At 70.4% G+C, this 15,712-nt stretch carries 12 protein-coding genes; 6 read left to right on the top strand and 6 right to left on the bottom strand.

Translation table 11 applies throughout. The features are described 5' to 3' along the window. Window position 1 precedes the first annotated feature (1 nt). Window positions 2-748, bottom strand: a complete 747-nt coding sequence (locus FL583_RS26225; protein ID WP_142707488.1) for a dienelactone hydrolase family protein — start codon at window positions 746-748, stop codon at window positions 2-4. Between the two features lie 95 nt (window positions 749-843). Between FL583_RS26225 and FL583_RS26220 the strand changes: the two genes are divergently transcribed. After that, complete coding sequence (locus FL583_RS26220; RefSeq protein ID WP_142707487.1) at window positions 844-1,329, top strand: ArsR/SmtB family transcription factor; 486 nt, start codon at window positions 844-846, stop codon at window positions 1,327-1,329. Then, the gene (locus FL583_RS26215; protein WP_142707486.1) at window positions 1,326-2,891 is read left to right on the top strand and encodes a serine hydrolase domain-containing protein; all 1,566 of its coding nucleotides are present in this window, start codon (window positions 1,326-1,328) and stop codon (window positions 2,889-2,891) included. Before FL583_RS26220 ends, FL583_RS26215 begins: the two co-directional genes overlap by 4 nt. On the opposite strand, the gene FL583_RS26210 is transcribed toward FL583_RS26215, so the two are convergent. Beyond that, a complete protein-coding gene (locus FL583_RS26210) occupies window positions 2,888-3,562 on the bottom strand; it encodes a TetR/AcrR family transcriptional regulator (RefSeq protein ID WP_170323873.1) in 675 nt (224 codons plus the stop codon). The genes FL583_RS26215 and FL583_RS26210 overlap by 4 nt on opposite strands. 78 nt (window positions 3,563-3,640) lie before the next feature. Here FL583_RS26210 and argG point away from each other — a divergent pair, with 78 nt between their 5' ends. Then, entirely contained in the window at window positions 3,641-5,104 is a 1,464-nt protein-coding gene (argG, locus tag FL583_RS26205; RefSeq protein ID WP_142707484.1) for an argininosuccinate synthase, read from the top strand. Window positions 5,105-6,057: 953 nt separating this feature from the next. Here the strand turns inward: argG and FL583_RS26200 are convergent. Further along, window positions 6,058-7,449: a right-handed parallel beta-helix repeat-containing protein gene (locus tag FL583_RS26200; RefSeq protein WP_142707483.1), complete on the bottom strand. Its 1,392-nt coding sequence runs from the start codon at window positions 7,447-7,449 to the stop codon at window positions 6,058-6,060. A gap of 44 nt (window positions 7,450-7,493) precedes the next feature. Between FL583_RS26200 and FL583_RS26195 the strand changes: the two genes are divergently transcribed. Beyond that, entirely contained in the window at window positions 7,494-8,027 is a 534-nt protein-coding gene (locus tag FL583_RS26195; RefSeq protein ID WP_142707482.1) for an AAA family ATPase, read from the top strand. 397 nt (window positions 8,028-8,424) lie between these two features. Here FL583_RS26195 and FL583_RS26190 read toward each other — a convergent pair whose 3' ends face one another. Then, window positions 8,425-8,877, bottom strand: coding sequence for a universal stress protein (locus FL583_RS26190; protein ID WP_240746808.1), 453 nt, complete (start codon window positions 8,875-8,877; stop codon window positions 8,425-8,427). A 100-nt stretch (window positions 8,878-8,977) separates the two neighbouring features. Here FL583_RS26190 and FL583_RS26185 point away from each other — a divergent pair, with 100 nt between their 5' ends. After that, window positions 8,978-9,511 (top strand): hypothetical protein, encoded by a 534-nt coding sequence (locus FL583_RS26185; RefSeq protein ID WP_142707480.1) that lies wholly within the window; start codon window positions 8,978-8,980, stop codon window positions 9,509-9,511. After that, window positions 9,463-10,770: an SCO2524 family protein gene (locus tag FL583_RS26180; protein WP_338081134.1), complete on the top strand. Its 1,308-nt coding sequence runs from the start codon at window positions 9,463-9,465 to the stop codon at window positions 10,768-10,770. Before FL583_RS26185 ends, FL583_RS26180 begins: the two co-directional genes overlap by 49 nt. Here FL583_RS26180 and FL583_RS26175 read toward each other — a convergent pair. Further along, a complete protein-coding gene (locus FL583_RS26175; RefSeq protein WP_170323872.1) occupies window positions 10,758-14,477 on the bottom strand; it encodes an NB-ARC domain-containing protein in 3,720 nt (1,239 codons plus the stop codon). The two genes, FL583_RS26180 and FL583_RS26175, sit on opposite strands and share 13 nt — an antisense overlap. 77 nt (window positions 14,478-14,554) lie before the next feature. Further along, window positions 14,555-15,667: an NDMA-dependent alcohol dehydrogenase gene (locus FL583_RS26170; protein WP_142707477.1), complete on the bottom strand. Its 1,113-nt coding sequence runs from the start codon at window positions 15,665-15,667 to the stop codon at window positions 14,555-14,557. Between the last annotated feature and the right edge of the window lie 45 nt (window positions 15,668-15,712).

The raw sequence follows: 15,712 nt of genomic DNA, 5'->3' as shown, positions 1-15,712 counted from the left end.
GTCAGGCCCCCAGGTACGTGCCGAAGAACGTCCAGATCCGCTTCCAGCCGTCGACCGCCGCCTCGGGCCGGTACGACGGACGGTCGACCGCGAAGAACGCGTGCCCGGCGCCGTCGTAGCGGTGGAACTCGAACGGCTTGCCGGCCTCGGTGAGCGCCTTCTCGAGCTCGTCGACGTGCTCCGGGGTCGGGTACTTGTCTTCGTTGCCGAACAGCCCGAGCACCGGGGCGCGCAGCTCGGACGCCCGCTGGACGAGCGGCCCGACCCGCAGCGGGAAGCCGTCGGGAGGCGTCCCTACGACGAACGCGCCGTAGCAGTCGACGGCGGCGTCGATGTCGACCTCGAGCGCGGCGAGGAAGGACTGACGGCCACCGGAGCAGTAGCCGATCGTCCCGACCTTGCCGTTCGAGGACGGGAGCCCGCGCAGGTAGGCGGCCGCGCCGGCGACGTCACCGACCAGCCGGTCGTCCGGCACCCCGCCGTTGGCCCGGGCCGCCGCGGCGGCGTCGTCCGGGTCGGCGCCGGGGGCCGACTCGCGCGAGTACAGGTTCGGGCAGATCGCCGCGTAGCCGTTGGCCGCGAACGTCCGGACGATCTCCTTGCTCGGGGCGTCGTAGCCGGGCATGTGGTGGATCACGACGACGCTGCCGCGCGGGTCGGAGTCCAGGGGTTGGGCCAGGTAGGCCTCGATCTCGTCACCGGAAGCGCCGGGAATGCGCACGGTCTCGGCTCGCAGGTCGCCGATCATGGGTCCCCTCTCGGATCTGTTTGCCTACTCAACTACTTACTCCTCGGTCGTGGGGGCAGGGCACCCAGGTGGCGTTGTGATGGTATTACGTAATAATGGAGAAGCTAGCCGATCGGGTGGCCGCGCTCGAAGAGCGCGTCGCCGCCCTGGAGGGCTCGCCGCCGCCCGAGCCGGCCGAAGGCGCTTTCTGGGCCCTGGACGGGCTCAAGCAACGCACCGACGGAGCCGGCGCCGTGCTCTACACCGGCACGGTCGGGCTCCCCACCGGGGAGCGCTACGACTGGCAGTACGGCACGCCGGTCGAGACCCTGCTCGGCGCCGACTGGTCGGCGCTCGCCGACCGCCTGGCCGCGCTCGGCCATCCGGTCCGTCTGCGGTTGCTGCACCGCGTTCTCGACGGGGCCCGCAGCACCGCCGAGCTCGCCGCCGACGACGAGCTCGGCACGACCGGCCAGCTCTACCACCACCTGCGTCAGCTGACCGCGGCCGGCTGGCTCGAGTCGTCGGGCCGGGGCCGGTACGCGGTGCCCGGCGACCGGGTGGTGCCCCTGCTCGCGATCCTGTCGGGAGTCAGATCATGAAGTATGTGCTGGTCACCGCCATCGGCGTCGTCGTCGCCGCGGTGTCGATGCTGTTCCTGCCCGACCCGAACCGGCTCGGCGCCTCGTTTTCCGGGTCGGCGGCGCTCGCCGACCGCGTCCGCGCGGCGGCCGGCTCCGAGGGATACCGCTCCCTTTCGGTCGCGGTCATCGAGGGATCCCGCACCGAGACCGCGCTCCTCGGCGACCCCGGCGGCCGGCCGGTCTACGAGACCGGCTCGGTGGCGAAGGTCCTGACCGGCATGCTCCTCGCCGACCTGGTGGCCGACGGTACGGTCCGGCCCGACGACCGCGTCGGTTCCCTGGTCCCGTCCCTGTCCACTGCGGACGTCGGTGACGTCACGCTCGCCGAACTGGCCAGCCACCGCTCGGGGCTCCCCGGGCTCGGCGGGGTGAGCCCGGTGCGGTCGCTGTGGGCGTCCCTGAGCGGCGGCAATCCGTACGGCCAGGATGCGCCCGCGATCCTCGACGCGGCCCGCACCGCGAAGCTCGGCGACGGCCGCGGTGAGGTGCACTACTCGAACTTCGGGATGGCTCTGCTGGGGCAGGTGCTCGCGGCGCACGTCGGCAGGCCGTACGTCTCGCTGGTGACCGAGCGGATCCTGCGTCCGCTGGGCCTGAGTTCGACGCTGCTGGAGACCTCTCCGTCCGGGCTCGCCCAGGGGTACCGGGCCGGGGGCCGGGCGGTCGACGCCTGGTCCGGCGTCGGGTACGCCCCGGCCGGGGTCGGGACCCGGTCGACCGCGGACGACCTCGCGACGCTCGTCGCCGCGATGCTCTCCGGCCGCGCGCCCGGCGCGGACGCGGCCCGGCCGCGGTTCGACGCCGGCGGAGGTCGGCGCATCGGTTATGGCTGGTTCACCGATCGCCAGGTCACCTGGCACAACGGTGGGACGGGCGGCTTCCGCTCGTACGTCGGTTTCGATGCGGACGCCCAGCGAGGCGTCGTCGTGCTCGGCAACACCGATCGGGACGTGGACGCGATCGGGCAGCGGTTGCTGGGCCTGGACGTCCCGAACGAGCGCCCCCGCAACCCGGCCGCGCTGGCCGTCACGATCGTGCTACTGGCCTACCTGGCCGTGACGTTGCCGCTCCTGGCCGGCGGAGCCGCCGCCGGAAGCCGCGCCGCCGGAAGCCGCGCCGCCGGGAGCGGGGGCGGCGGGAGCGGGGGCGGCGGGAGCCGCGCCGCCGGGAGCCGCGCCGGCGGCGGGGGCGGGGGCGGGAGCCGCGTCCGCGGCGGGGGCGGGAGGGGCGTCGGCGGCGGGAGGTGGTGGCCTGAGGTCGATCGGTTGCGGGTCGTTGTCGGGGTCGGTTCGGCGGCGGCGGTCGCGGTGCTGGTCCATCGGGTCGGCGACTGGCTCACGCTGCCGCCGGTGTTCTGGGCGGTGGCGCTCGGGGGCGCCGCTGCGGGCGCCGCACTCCTGGCCCTCCGGGCCCGAACCCTGCCACTACTGACCACCGGCCGCCCGGCCTGGCGCTGGACCACCGCCGCCTTTTCGATCGCGGCCGACGCCCTGCTCGTCGCCGCGGTGCTCACGCTCTAGCCCGGCCGGCGGGGCGGCTTCCAGTGATCGGCCACCTGAGCCAACTCGGCCGGACCGGGCGCGGCCCCGGGCAGCGGGCCGGAGCCCGGGCCGGCCCGCAGCCCGTCCAGCACCACCACCAGATACCGCCGCCACAACCCCGGATCGACCGGCTCCGAATACTCGAGCACGGCACCGAGCATGAACTGGATCATCGCCAGGTCACCGCCCTCGACCCCGGGCCGCAACGCCCCGGCCGCCCGCGCCCGCACCACCAGCGCATCCAGCAACGGCTCCAACCGGGCCCGCGCCGCCTCGACCCGCTCGTGCCCGTACGCCCGGCTGAAGATCACGTCACGCAGGCCGCGGTCGTCCGCCATCGCCGACGCCGACCGCTCGGCGAACCACCGGACGCCCTCACCCGGCGACGAGGCCTGCAAGGCCTCGGTCGCCCACCGCACCATCTCGTCCAGTCGCTCCGAGAACAGCGCCTCGACGAGCATCTCCCGGCTCGCGAACCGCCGGTACAGCGTCCCGACCCCGAGCCCGGCGTGATGCGCGATGTCGTCGAGCGTGACGTCGACGCCCCGGGCGGCGAACACTTCCCGAGCGGCGGCCAGGATCCGCTGCCGGTTGCGCTCGGCGTCGCGCCGGAGCGGACGCTCCGGTACGACGTCCCCGCCGTGCGACATGGCCGCCACGATACCGAGAAGCCGTCTCCGGTTCCAGGGGGCTTGCATGAACATACACATGTCTGCATACTTACCCCCGTGTCCAAGGTGCTGACCTCCCTCCCTGTTGGCGAACGTGTCGGAATCGCTTTCTCCGGCGGTCTCGATACGTCGGTGGCCGTCGCGTGGATGCGCGAGAAGGGTGCCGTCCCGTGCACCTACACCGCCGACATCGGGCAGTACGACGAGCCCGACATCGCGTCGGTACCCGGCCGCGCCGGTCAGTACGGCGCCGAGATCGCGCGCCTGGTCGACGGGCGTGAGGCGCTGGTCGAGGAGGGTCTGGCCGCGCTCGCCTGCGGCGCGTTCCACATCCGCTCGGGCGGCCGCGCGTACTTCAACACGACGCCGCTGGGCCGGGCCGTCACCGGCACGCTGCTCGTCCGGGCCATGCTCGACGACGGCGTGCAGATCTGGGGCGACGGCAGCACGTTCAAGGGCAACGACATCGAGCGGTTCTACCGGTACGGGCTGCTCGCCAACCCGTCGCTGCGGATCTACAAGCCGTGGCTCGACGCCGACTTCGTCTCCGAACTCGGCGGCCGCACCGAGATGTCGCAGTGGCTGCTCGCCCGCGAACTGCCGTACCGCTCCAGCGTCGAGAAGGCGTACTCGACCGACGCGAACATCTGGGGCGCGACCCACGAGGCCAAGTCGCTCGAACACCTCGACCAGGGCATCGAGATCGTCGACCCGATCATGGGCGTGAAGTTCTGGGACGCCGACGTCGAGATCGCGCCCGAGGACGTCACGATCGGCTTCGCCCAGGGCCGGCCGGTCACGATCAACGGCAAGGAGTTCGCGTCGGCCGTCGATCTGGTGCTGGAGGCGAACGCCATCGGCGGGCGCCACGGCCTGGGCATGTCGGACCAGATCGAGAACCGGATCATCGAGGCCAAGAGCCGCGGGATCTACGAGGCGCCGGGCATGGCGCTTCTGCACGCCGCGTACGAGCGGCTGGTCAACGCGATCCACAACGAGGACACGCTCGCGAGCTACCACACCGAGGGCCGTCGCCTCGGCCGGCTGATGTACGAGGGCCGCTGGCTCGACCCGCAGGCGCTCATGCTGCGCGAGTCGCTGCAGCGCTGGGTCGGCTCGGCGGTCACCGGCGAGGTCACGCTGCGGCTGCGCCGCGGCGAGGACTACACGATCCTCGACACGACCGGCACCGGCTTCAGCTACCACCCCGACAAGCTGTCGATGGAGCGCACGGAGGACGCGGCGTTCGGCCCGGTCGACCGGATCGGCCAGCTCACGATGCGCAACCTCGACATCGCCGACTCGCGGTCCCGGCTCGAGCAGTACGTCAGCCTGGGCATCGTCGGTGCCGCGTCGACCGCGCCGGTGCTCACCGGGGCGGCCCAGGCCGCCGCGACCGGCCTGATCGGAGCAATGGACGAGGGTGGCGCGGAGATGATCGCCGCGCGCGGCGAGCGCACGTCCGTCCCCACGGACGACGAACTACTCGACCACGCCGCCATCGAATCCGGCACCGACTAGCACGCGCCCGCCCGAGCCGGCGGCGGCCACGTTCATCGAGCTCGCGCCGCACTCGATGGTCTGGTTTTCGGCCGCCCGTGGGCGGCCGGAGGCCCGACCACTCGGCGATGGTCACGCCGGACGCTCGGCGCCGTGGGCGGTCCGGTGCGGGCTGTCGCCGGCATTTCCGTCGGTCGGTCCGACGGCGGTCGCCGTCCACTCCGGCCGACAGCGACGCAGACCAGCTGCACACAGCGGACCTTCCAGTGGTGTGACCGAAGACGTCGACGCCTCCCGACCGCATTCTGCGCAGGGATCGACGAACCTGCGCCCGCCGCCAGATCGGTGGTCAGCCGGTGTCCTCCCGCGCGGAGTCACTGACCCCTCCGACGGGTCGGGCCTCCTGCGACATCACATTCCCGCACAACGACGTGTGTGTCGCACATTCCACCGAGGCGGCGAGGGATCGGATCGTGCCGTCATGCCGGTCAGCGCAGGCCGGAGTGACCCTGAACGCCATTGCGTAGAGGTCTGCACGGGCACGCCGTGGCGCGACATCTCCGAGCGCAACGGGTCTTAGAACCCGCTCATGATCCGCTGCGCCGTTGGGCTGCGGACGGGACCTGGGGTCGGATCCCTCTGACACGTGCAGATCCATGACGACACGAGTGGATCTTCCACGGCGATTCGAGCGTCGTTCGTGCGCATCAACGCGGCCCGCAGGCCGCAGATGGCGAAAGAGGCTGCGAAGAGGGTCGCGCGGCGAGGGGCTCGGCCGCAGGCCGCCCCCGGAGCTTCGGCCCAGTCCTCTACCGGCAGCGCAATCTCGTCGAACGCTGCCTCAACCGACCGAAAGTTCCGCGATAGCCTCGAGCCCCATCCCGAACGCCGATTGACGGTAAATCGGTGCTTCCGGGGGCCTTTTGACCTCGATTTCTCGTCAATCCGCGAGACCTCACCCACCCGCACCCCGCTCAGCGCGACTCGTAAGCCCCGATATCCGGCCCCCGCCCAACCGGCCGCCCCACCCCGGCAAAATCAGTCGCCGGCCCATTCGACCCCGCATCGATCGCCGGCGACCCGGCCCGCAACCGCACATCCCCCGCACCCACATCCACGAACTTCGGATCACCCGTCACATTCCGCTGCAACGTGAACCCCGACACCGCACTCAACGGATTCTGATAAGCGATATTGTCCCGCGCCACCGAGTCACTCACCGACCCGCTCGCCGCCCGGATCGCCGCCCGCCCGTTCGAATAGATCGTGTTGTAGAACACCTGCACATTCGAATAACGCCCGATCCAGAAGTCGACCCCACCCCCCGGATTACCCCAGATCACATTGTTGTAGATCTGCACATTGCTCGCCGAACCCCCGGACTCCACCGCCAGCCCGATCCCCGCCTTCGACGACCCCCGCGCATCGTAGATCCGGTTCGCCGAGATCTTCACGTCGCTGGCCCCGTCGACATAGATGTTCGGACCGTTGTTCCGGTACACGTCGTTACCGGTGATCGTCCCGTTCCGGGTGCCGTTCTTGACGTCGATGCCCTCTTCGTCGTTGTCGTAGACGTCGTTGTTCGTGATCGTGAAATCGGAGTAATTGAACAGCGTCAGCCCCTCGTTCTCGGCCGCGCCGATGTCGCCGCCGCCCGCCGCGCTGTTGTTGCCGTGAATGCGGTTGCACTCGAGCTGAGCGCCCGACCCGTCACCGATCAGAATCCCGCCGTCGTGCGAGTCGGCGATCTCGCTGTTCCGGATCGTGATGTTGCTGGCGAAACCGGCGTAGATGCCGTGCCGGAGCGAGTTCTTCACGGTCAGCCCGGAGATCGTGACGCCGGTCCGATTGTCGGCGGTGATCAGCCCGCGCGTCTGCGATCCGGTCGACGGCAGCGTGTTCCACCCGTCGATCGTCACGGTCTGTCCGGCTTTCGCCCGCAGCGTCAGCCGATTCACCCGGATGTCCACGACCTCGTGGTACGTCCCGCCGGCGATCTCGATCACGTCTCCGGCCCCGGCCGCCTCGACCGCGGCGCCGATCGTCGGGTACTTCCCGCCGTTCCCGACCGTCAGCGTCGCCGGACCGGAGTCGCCCGGGCACCCGGCCCGCGGGGCCGCGGACCGCGTCGGAGACGGTGACCGACCCGCCCCCGGCGCCGGGACCCTCATCGCTTCCGGTGTTTTTGATGACGCGTGCCCGCTGGGCAGCGTCTGCGGGATGCCGTCGGTGCCCGGACCGCCCGGCGAATCGACCGAGCTCACCGACAGCGCCGAGGCGATCCCGAAGCCGAGCAGCACCGCGACGACGAGGACCGGCCAGAGCCGTTGCTGCCAGGTCGATCGCCGTCTGTGACGCGGGCTCACCGCGCTCCCTCCCCCGGGCCTGTGACCTCTGATAATAGAGAGGCGTGACCTCACCGCCCGTACTGGTGGTCCTCCGCGGCAATTCGGGCTCCGGCAAGACGTCGGTGGCCCGCGAGCTCCGCCGGCGGCACGGCCGGGGCTGCGCGCTCCTGGAACAGGACTATCTCCGCCGCCACCTGCTCCGCGAACGCGACCTCGACGGCGGCCTGGCACCCCTCCTGATCGCCGAGACCGCCCGAACCGCCCTGACCCACGGCTACGCGGCGATCCTGGAGGGGATCCTCCACACCCACCGCTACCGAGAAGCCCTGCTAGCCCTGGCCTCCCACGGCCGCACGACGTTCTACTACTTCGACGTTCCCCTCGAAGAAACGATCCGCCGCCACGAGACCAAGCCGTCCCCCGACTTCACCGAATCCGACCTACGCACCTGGTTCACCCCCCACGACGTCCTGGGCACCCCCGACGAGCACCTGATCCCCCCGACGATGACGTTCGAAGAAACCGTCCGCTTCGTCGCCACCACCAGCGGCCTCCCCCAAACCACCACCAACGAGGACCACCTCCCCTTCGCCTAGGTCCCGTCCCGCGATCCGCGGCCGCCCAGGTTGGACGGACGGGACCCGGGATCGGATCCCGGAACACGTACAGGTTCACGACGACCCGACCAGGGAAATCAGGTGGACCTTCACGTCGAATCGCGCGTCGTTCGTGCGCATCAACACACCGCCGGGGCCCGCGGTGCCAGGTGGCGAAAATAGGGCTCCACCAATCAGCTCGGCGCTGCGACCAGATCGCTCGGCGCGCCGCGAACGGCTCCGCCGGAGACCGGCCCCGGCCTTCGACCGGATCCTCTACCGCCCACTGCGCCAGCCAGCCGCCCCGGCCGAACCGCGCGAGGCCGCCGGCCCGATCCCGCTGTGCCGACGGACCGGCACGGGCGCCCGCCCGAGCGACGCCAGACACCGGAACGGCTCAGGGGACGACGGTGACCGGCCACTTGCCGGCCTTCACCAGGCGCACCGCCAGCGACCCCACCCACCGATGCCCCGCATGCGCCGAAGCCCCCACCACCACGGCGTCGGCCCGTTCCTCCCCGGCGATCCGGCACAGCTCGGTGAACGGATCCCCCCGCACCGACCGGAACTGCACCGCAACCCCCGCCCACGCCGCCGCCGACTCGATCTCGGCCCGCACCTCGGCGATCGACGCCTCGACCGCCTCCTCCGCGACCTGCACCGCCTCCGGCGACATCGCCGCCAGCGCCGGACGCGACGCCACGTACACGACGAGGAACTCGGCATGCTGACGCCGGGCCAGACCGGCCGCGTACGCGCCGGCCCGGACGGACGTGGGACTACCGTCCACACCGGCCAGAATCAGCCCGGGACCATCCCCGCGGCGTTCGCGCCCGGAACGTTCAGCCACGAGCTCACTATGCCGTAGGGGTCGCCCCCGAAACCGCGGACCCGAGTAACGAAGCCATCGCGCTCTGCCAGGATGGATTCCGGGGTGGGAAGGGGTCGCTGTGCGCATTCAACCGCGTACCGAAATCGTTCGACTGTGGCACGCGCTGGCGAGCCATACCTATGCCAAGAACAACTGGGAGTGGGGAGGTGCCGAGGGCGCCGACTCCCTGGGCGATGCCGAGCAACTGCTGAGCTTGATCTATCCGGCCCAGCAACTGGCGAGCCTGGGTGTTGATCGGCCGGCCGACACGGCGGCGGACGTGCTTCGAGCCCTGGACGTGTTCGGCAACAGCCAAACCATCCCGATGAAGCTCGTTCAAGCGTTCCTCGAGTACATGCGCGCCTATCGAGCGGAGGACGGCTCCCCGGTGTTCTCGGCTCCGGCCCGGCTGATCGCCGACGACGCGCCGACCCGCGACCAGGAGGAGCTCGACGTGGTTCCGTCGTACTCGGTGTCGCTCTCGGTCGCGTTGTCGGCGCTGGGCTTCATCCGTAGTTTCCGCCGCCAGATGCAGCGCAAAGAAGCCAACGGGGCCGTCGACGAATTGGAGGACCTGGCGAGCGCCCGGCTGACCGCCGCCATGGTGGACTAGTCCGGAGCTTCGCCATCGAGGTCTTCGACCTCGACTCTCCGGAGGCCCGGGACCTCTGCGCCATGGTCAACCAGACCGGAGCCCCACCTCAGGCCGTGGCGGCAGCGCTGCAGCACGAACTGTCCGATGTTCGCGCCGGCCTCCGTGACCTCACGATCGGGACCGGGCGCAACCTCCACCTGGCCAACCCGAACCTGCTGTTCAGCTGTGGATGGACGTGGGGGGTCACCGCGGATGCCCCCAAGGTGGAGGTGGCACCCCCGTGGGATCGCCATCACCAGCCGGCCGGTATCGCGGTCGCGTCGCCGCATCCGTACTTCACGCGCCTGGCCTGCGCGGGCATCGCTGATGCCACCTCCGAGACCACTCGGGTGCAGGGGCTGCTGCACGACGAGCAACAACGCATAGCCACCGCACTCCAGTTACGCCTCGACCTCGCCCGTCGGTACTGGGGCACGCTGGCGATGTTCGGCGACGCACGGTGGCCGGTGGAGGATCAGCCCTGGCACTTGCCCGACGGAGCCTCCGGTGACCAGATCACGTTGTCGGTCATTCGGCTGACCGGGAACGATCTGAGCGCCCGCCCGCATCTGCCGAAGGACGACCAGCGATTCGCGTCGCTGCTGCGTGACTTCGCCAGCCGCACCCGGGTCTGGGACCGGATCGACGAGCCCGGAAGCGCCCCACCTGCCTACGCGCAGTACTCCGTCGACCTGGCCGGCAGCGACACCCGGGGACCCGCGCTGCGCTGGCCCATCGAGCTCGCGCCGAGTCTCATGAAAGCCGCGCTGACGAGCGCGTCCACGACGACGTCCGGCGCCGACCGGGAGGCGCTGCTCGCCCTGGCCGAGGCAATCTGGGATCGGCTCGCTACTCAGCGGCGGCTCCCGAACGGGCTTTGGGGCGCCCCGTCGAAAGATCCCGATGACGGACCGTCCTGGTCGCTCACCGAGCAGATCATGGAATGCCTCGTCGTGATGGCCGAGGCGGCGGCCGAACCGCTGCCCGTGAGTGACCTCTTGACGTCGATCGCACGGGATCTGCTGAATGAGGCCACTCACGGTCTCGACCGCGTGCTGCTCGATCCGCAGTCCGACTCGGCCGGGACAGGAACCGATTTCACCGCTCTCCGGACGACCCTCGACGAGGCCGGCCGGGCACTCGATCGTGAGCCAGGGCTGACGATGACCCTGGCTCAGGACGTGATCCGCGCGTTGTACCGAAGTCGTCGTGAGGGAAAAGCCGCTCACGACCGCTGAAAGTCGAGCAGGTACAGCCCGCGATCGCCGCCGGCGCAGACTCGATCCCGGCTCGGATCCCACGTCACCGCGTCCAGGATGCCTTCGACCCTGATCCCTGCCTGGCACGAGCCGGTCTGGGCGTCCCACACGCGCACCATGCGGTCGTGGCCGACGGCGACGATCCACCGGCCGCTCCGATCCGCATCACATGCGGTGGCCCAGTCGGCCAGGTGAACCAGGGTGGACCCTTTGCCGGTCGCAACGTCCCAACGGACGACCGTCCCGTCGCGGCTGGTGGTGATGATCCAGCGGCCCTTCGGATCCACAGCGCAGCCGGTGATGACGTCGTCGTGGCCGACCCAGGTCCGCAGGAGCTCGTGCGCCCAGGCGTCCCAGATCCGGACTGTCCGGTCGGCACCCACACTGACCACTTGGCGACCGTCGGCGCTGATCGCGCAGCCGGTCACCGCATCATCGTGGCCGGACAGAGTCGCCCTGGGCTTCGCGCCGGACGCATCCCAGAGCCGAACCGTCCAATCGTCAGCCCCAGCGGTCGCGAACCACGTGCCGTCCGGTGACACCGCGCAGTCGGACACCGCACCGGAATGGCCGGTCGCTACGGCCTCGGCGCGGCCAGTTTCCGGATCCCACAGACGGGCGGTGCCGTCCTCGCTGGTGGAGAGGAGCCAACTGCCCCTGGGCGACACGGCACAGGACGTCAACCGCGCTTCGTGCCCGCTCAGCGACAGTCGGACCGCCCCGCGTTCGGTGTCCCACACATCGACCCGGTGGTCTTGCCCCGCGCTTGCGATCCACGTGCCGTCCGGCGAGACCGCGCAGCCGCTCACACCCACGGAACGTCCGGCGCCGTGGGCGTCCGGAACGCCGGCGGCGGGATCCCAGATCCGGACCGTGCCGTCCTCCGAAGAGGAGGCCAACCGGCGGCCATCGGCCGACACCACACAGGCTGTCACGCCAGCGGTGTGCCCGACCAACACGGAGCGCACCGCCCCCGACGCGGCCTCCCACACGCGAATCCTGGTGTCGAGACCTCCGGAGGCCACCCAGTCGCCGGCCGGACCAATCGCGCAGGCGGTCACTCCACCCACGTGGCCGGTGAGCGTCACCTCGTGGCGATGATCCTCCCCGACCGTCCACAAGCTCAGGGTCCCGTCGGAACTGGCGGACACTCCGACCCTGCCGTCGGGCGCAAGAGCGCACGCTGCGATCCCGCTCGTATGCGCGCGATGGACGCTCAGCTCGCGACCGCGTATCGGATCCCACGTCCGGATCGTTCCGTCGTTGCCGACCGACACGAGCACGCTGCTGTCCGCCGAGATCGCACATCCGGTCACCGGACCACTGTGACCGCGCAGCACGGCAAGCGATGCGCCGTCGGAAGCCGAGACGATCTCGATCGTCCCGCGGTGGGTCGCCGCCGCGATCCACCGGCCGTGTCCCCCTACCGTGCAGGCAAGCACGGTGCCGGGTGAGGCCAGCGCGAACGCCGCACGTCGTGTCCCGCTTGCGGGATCCCACACGCGTAGCGTGCGGTCCCGGCCACCGGTGACGAACCAGGTCCCGTCCGGCGAGGCTGCGCAGGCCGTTGCCCGGTGCTCGCTCAGTACGAATCGCTCTGCGCCGGACGGTAGGTCGAAGACCCGGATGGTCGCATCCTCCCCGACGGTGGCCAGCCAACTGCCGTCCGGAGCGAAGGTGCAGTCGTTCACCCGGCCCGCGTGTCCGGACAGCACCCGTCGAAGTGCGGGGTCGGGAAGGTCAGGCACCGGCCACCGCGCTTCGAGGAGCGACCGGCTCGGCTCCGAGGACAGCGCCGCCGCGTAGTCCGACAGCTGCACCTCACTTCCGAGCCGTGACCGAAGCGTGTCGACGACGGCCTCCGGTGGATCGCTGGGCGCGAGGAGGTACGCGGTCCGACCGACCGCCCGGCCGAGCGCGACCGAGATCGGCGAATCCACTCGGGCCAGGTCGGATTCGACGGCCGCTGGACCGTACAGCACCAGCTTGGCGGCGATCCACTGCCAGTCACACGCCAGTTCCTCGGCCTGGTCGTCATTCGCGGCGTCGGCCAGGTGCTCGACGATGTGGTCCCACAGGTAGCGGGACGATATCGGCAGGTTCCACCAGAGAGTCGCGCCCTGGTCGTCGCTGCCGGCAAACTCCGCCGCGGACTCGATGAACGCCCGATTGACCCGCCGGAGACGATCAGCGCCGGCGACGGTCCGCACGTAGGCCCGGATCACGTCATGGAGTCTCAGGGCTTTGGCCCCGGCGTCCGATCGGTACCCGGCCACCAGCGAACGTCCGGCAAGCCTCCAGCACAGATGCTGCACCTCGCGCGGCGAAAGCCGGCCGGTACGGCCCCAGAGCAGGGTGAGGACGTCCAGTGGAATGTCGACGTCCTCCGGAAATATCGCCAGCTCGAGGAATCGGTCGCGCTCACCGTCGCCGAGCTTGGCCAGGCTCGCCTCGACCGTGGCGCGCACTGCACGCCCCCGGCCGTCCTCGGTGTCGAGCAGCGCGGTGGCCGGACCGTCGGTGAGCAGTTCCCCGGCCAGTTCGTCCGCGAATTCCTGGGGATCGGAAACGTATTCGGTGGCCTGGTCTATGGCGCCGCTGACCAACGAGAGGAGTAGAGGCCATCCGCCGGTCAGGTCGAGTAACCGGTCGATGGTCGCGTCGTCGAGGGCAGGAAGACCGGCGGTGAGGAGCTTCTCGGCCTCCGCACGTCCCATCCGGTCCACCCGAATCGGCTGCACTCCGCGGGGCAGGACGCCGGGCAGCCGCGTAGTGACGAGCCTCGTGCAGTCGCGTCCCCCGGAGAGGAAAGGCCGCAGCTGCTGCTCTGACCAGACGTCGTCGACGACGAGCAAGGTGGCCGGTCGTTCGTCGAGCAGCTCTCCGAGTGAGAGACCCGCTTGCTCCGGGTCGGTGTAGACGCGCTGGCCGCCGAGCCTGGCGACCACGTTCGACACCTTGTCGGCGAGTTGGACGCCCTGGACTTCCTCGCCGAGCGTGACCCACAGGATCCCGCCCGGGAAGCGCTCCGTGACCTCGGGCCGGGAGCAGACCATCTGGGCCAGCGTGGTCTTCCCGAAGCCGCCGGTGCCGTACACGGCGGTAACGGCTACGGTCCCCGCCCGGCCCCCGAGCAGTTCGGTGAGGAGGTCGTCGACCAGCGCCGGCCGATCGACGAGCTCGGTGGCCGGAGCCGGTACCTGGTACGGCGCGGGCGTGTACCGGTCGAGCTCGACGAGGGCCTGGTACACCCGCATCTGGAGCTCATCCGGGGTGGTGAACGTCGACACCAATCGTTCTTGGCGCGCCGTCGCGCGGAAGTCGCTTTGCGGCGCTTCGATGCCGGGGCCGTCACTGAGCAGGAACATCAGGCGTGGAAGGGCCGGCGATTCCCCCGCGACCGTGAACTCCAGCTTCACGTACGACTGATCCGCCGTCCCGGGAACCAGCGAGCCGTATCGATGCCCGAGAAGACCGACGTACAACTCGCACGTCCGCACCGCCTCCGCGCATTCTTCGGCGGGGGGACGGGCCGAACTGGCGAAGAACTGCATCGCCACTGGTACGTCGCCGGCTCGGTTGATGGCGTCCGTTGCGGCCTGGACGAACGACCGTCCGCCCGCTACCGATGTGGCCAGCTCGCTCGTGTACGACAGGAACACTCGTCGTGGCGATCGTTGCCGCATGCTCGCCCCCCGCGATCTCCGGCCCACCGGCATTATGCCGCCTCGGGGCGCGTCGGACCGGAGATCGCCGGGCGGGCTCAGTGCGAGTGGACGACCACCCCGCGCACGTTCTCGCCGTTCAGCAGGTCCTCGTACCCCTGGTTGACCTCCTCGAGCCGGTACGTCCGGGTGATGATCTCGTCCAGCTTCAGCCGCCCGTCCTGGTACAGCCCCAGCAGCCGCGGGATGTCCACGGTCGGGTTGCTGTCCCCGAACAGGCTGCCCCGCAACTGCTTGCGGAACAGCGTCATGATCGTGCCCGGCAGCTGGACGTTGACCTCGTCCAGCTTGTTGAGCGCGGTCAGTACGACGATGCCGGCCTTGCCGACGATGTTGAACCCATCGGTGACGTTCTCGGTCGACAGCAGCCCGGGCGTGAGGATCGCCGCGTCGGCCATCTGGCCTCCGGTGATCGCCCAGACCGTCTCCATCGCGTCGGCCACGCTCGGGAACGCGTGCGTCGCCCCCAGTTCCAGCGCCTTGTCCCGCTTCAGCGCCAGCGGGTCCACCGCGACGACGTGCTTCGCGCCGGCGATCGCCGCACCCTGCACGGCGTTGATGCCGATCCCGCCGACGCCGACCACGACGACCGTGTCACCCGGCTTCGTCTCCGCGGTATTGACGACCGAGCCGAACCCGGTCGGGACACCGCAGCCCACCAGCACCGCCTTGTCCAGCGGCAGCGAGTCGTCGACCTTCACGACCGAGCTCTGATGGATGACGCCGTACTGGCTGAACGTGCCGAGCAGGCACATCGCGCCGTACTCCCCGCTGCGCCCGGTGATCGGGAACCGGCCGCCGGGCAGCGAACCCTCCAGCAGCGTCGCCCCGAGGTCGCAGATCGACTGCTGACCGTTGGCGCAGTACCGGCACACCCCGCAGTTCGGGATGAACGAGCAGACCACCCGGTCGCCCGGCTTCACCCGGGTGACCCCGGGCCCGACCTCCTCGATCACGCCCGCGCCCTCGTGGCCGAGGACCATCGGCAGGCGCGCCTCGAGGTCGCCGTGCGCGATGTGGACGTCGGAGTGGCACAACCCCGCGTACAGATAGCGGATCAGGACTTCGCCGTCCTGGGGCTTGGACAGTTCGACTTCTTCGATCTCGATCGGTTTGCCGGTCTCGTAGACGACTGCGGCCTGCGTCTTCATGGGCACTCCTCGCTCCGCGTCGAGCTGGGTACGACCCAGCGTGTC

The organism is Cryptosporangium phraense (genome assembly GCF_006912135.1).
In the GTDB taxonomy this organism is placed as follows: domain Bacteria; phylum Actinomycetota; class Actinomycetes; order Mycobacteriales; family Cryptosporangiaceae; genus Cryptosporangium; species Cryptosporangium phraense.
Note: the sequence above shows the minus strand (reverse complement) of the source record. Positions and strands in the feature narration are given on the sequence as shown.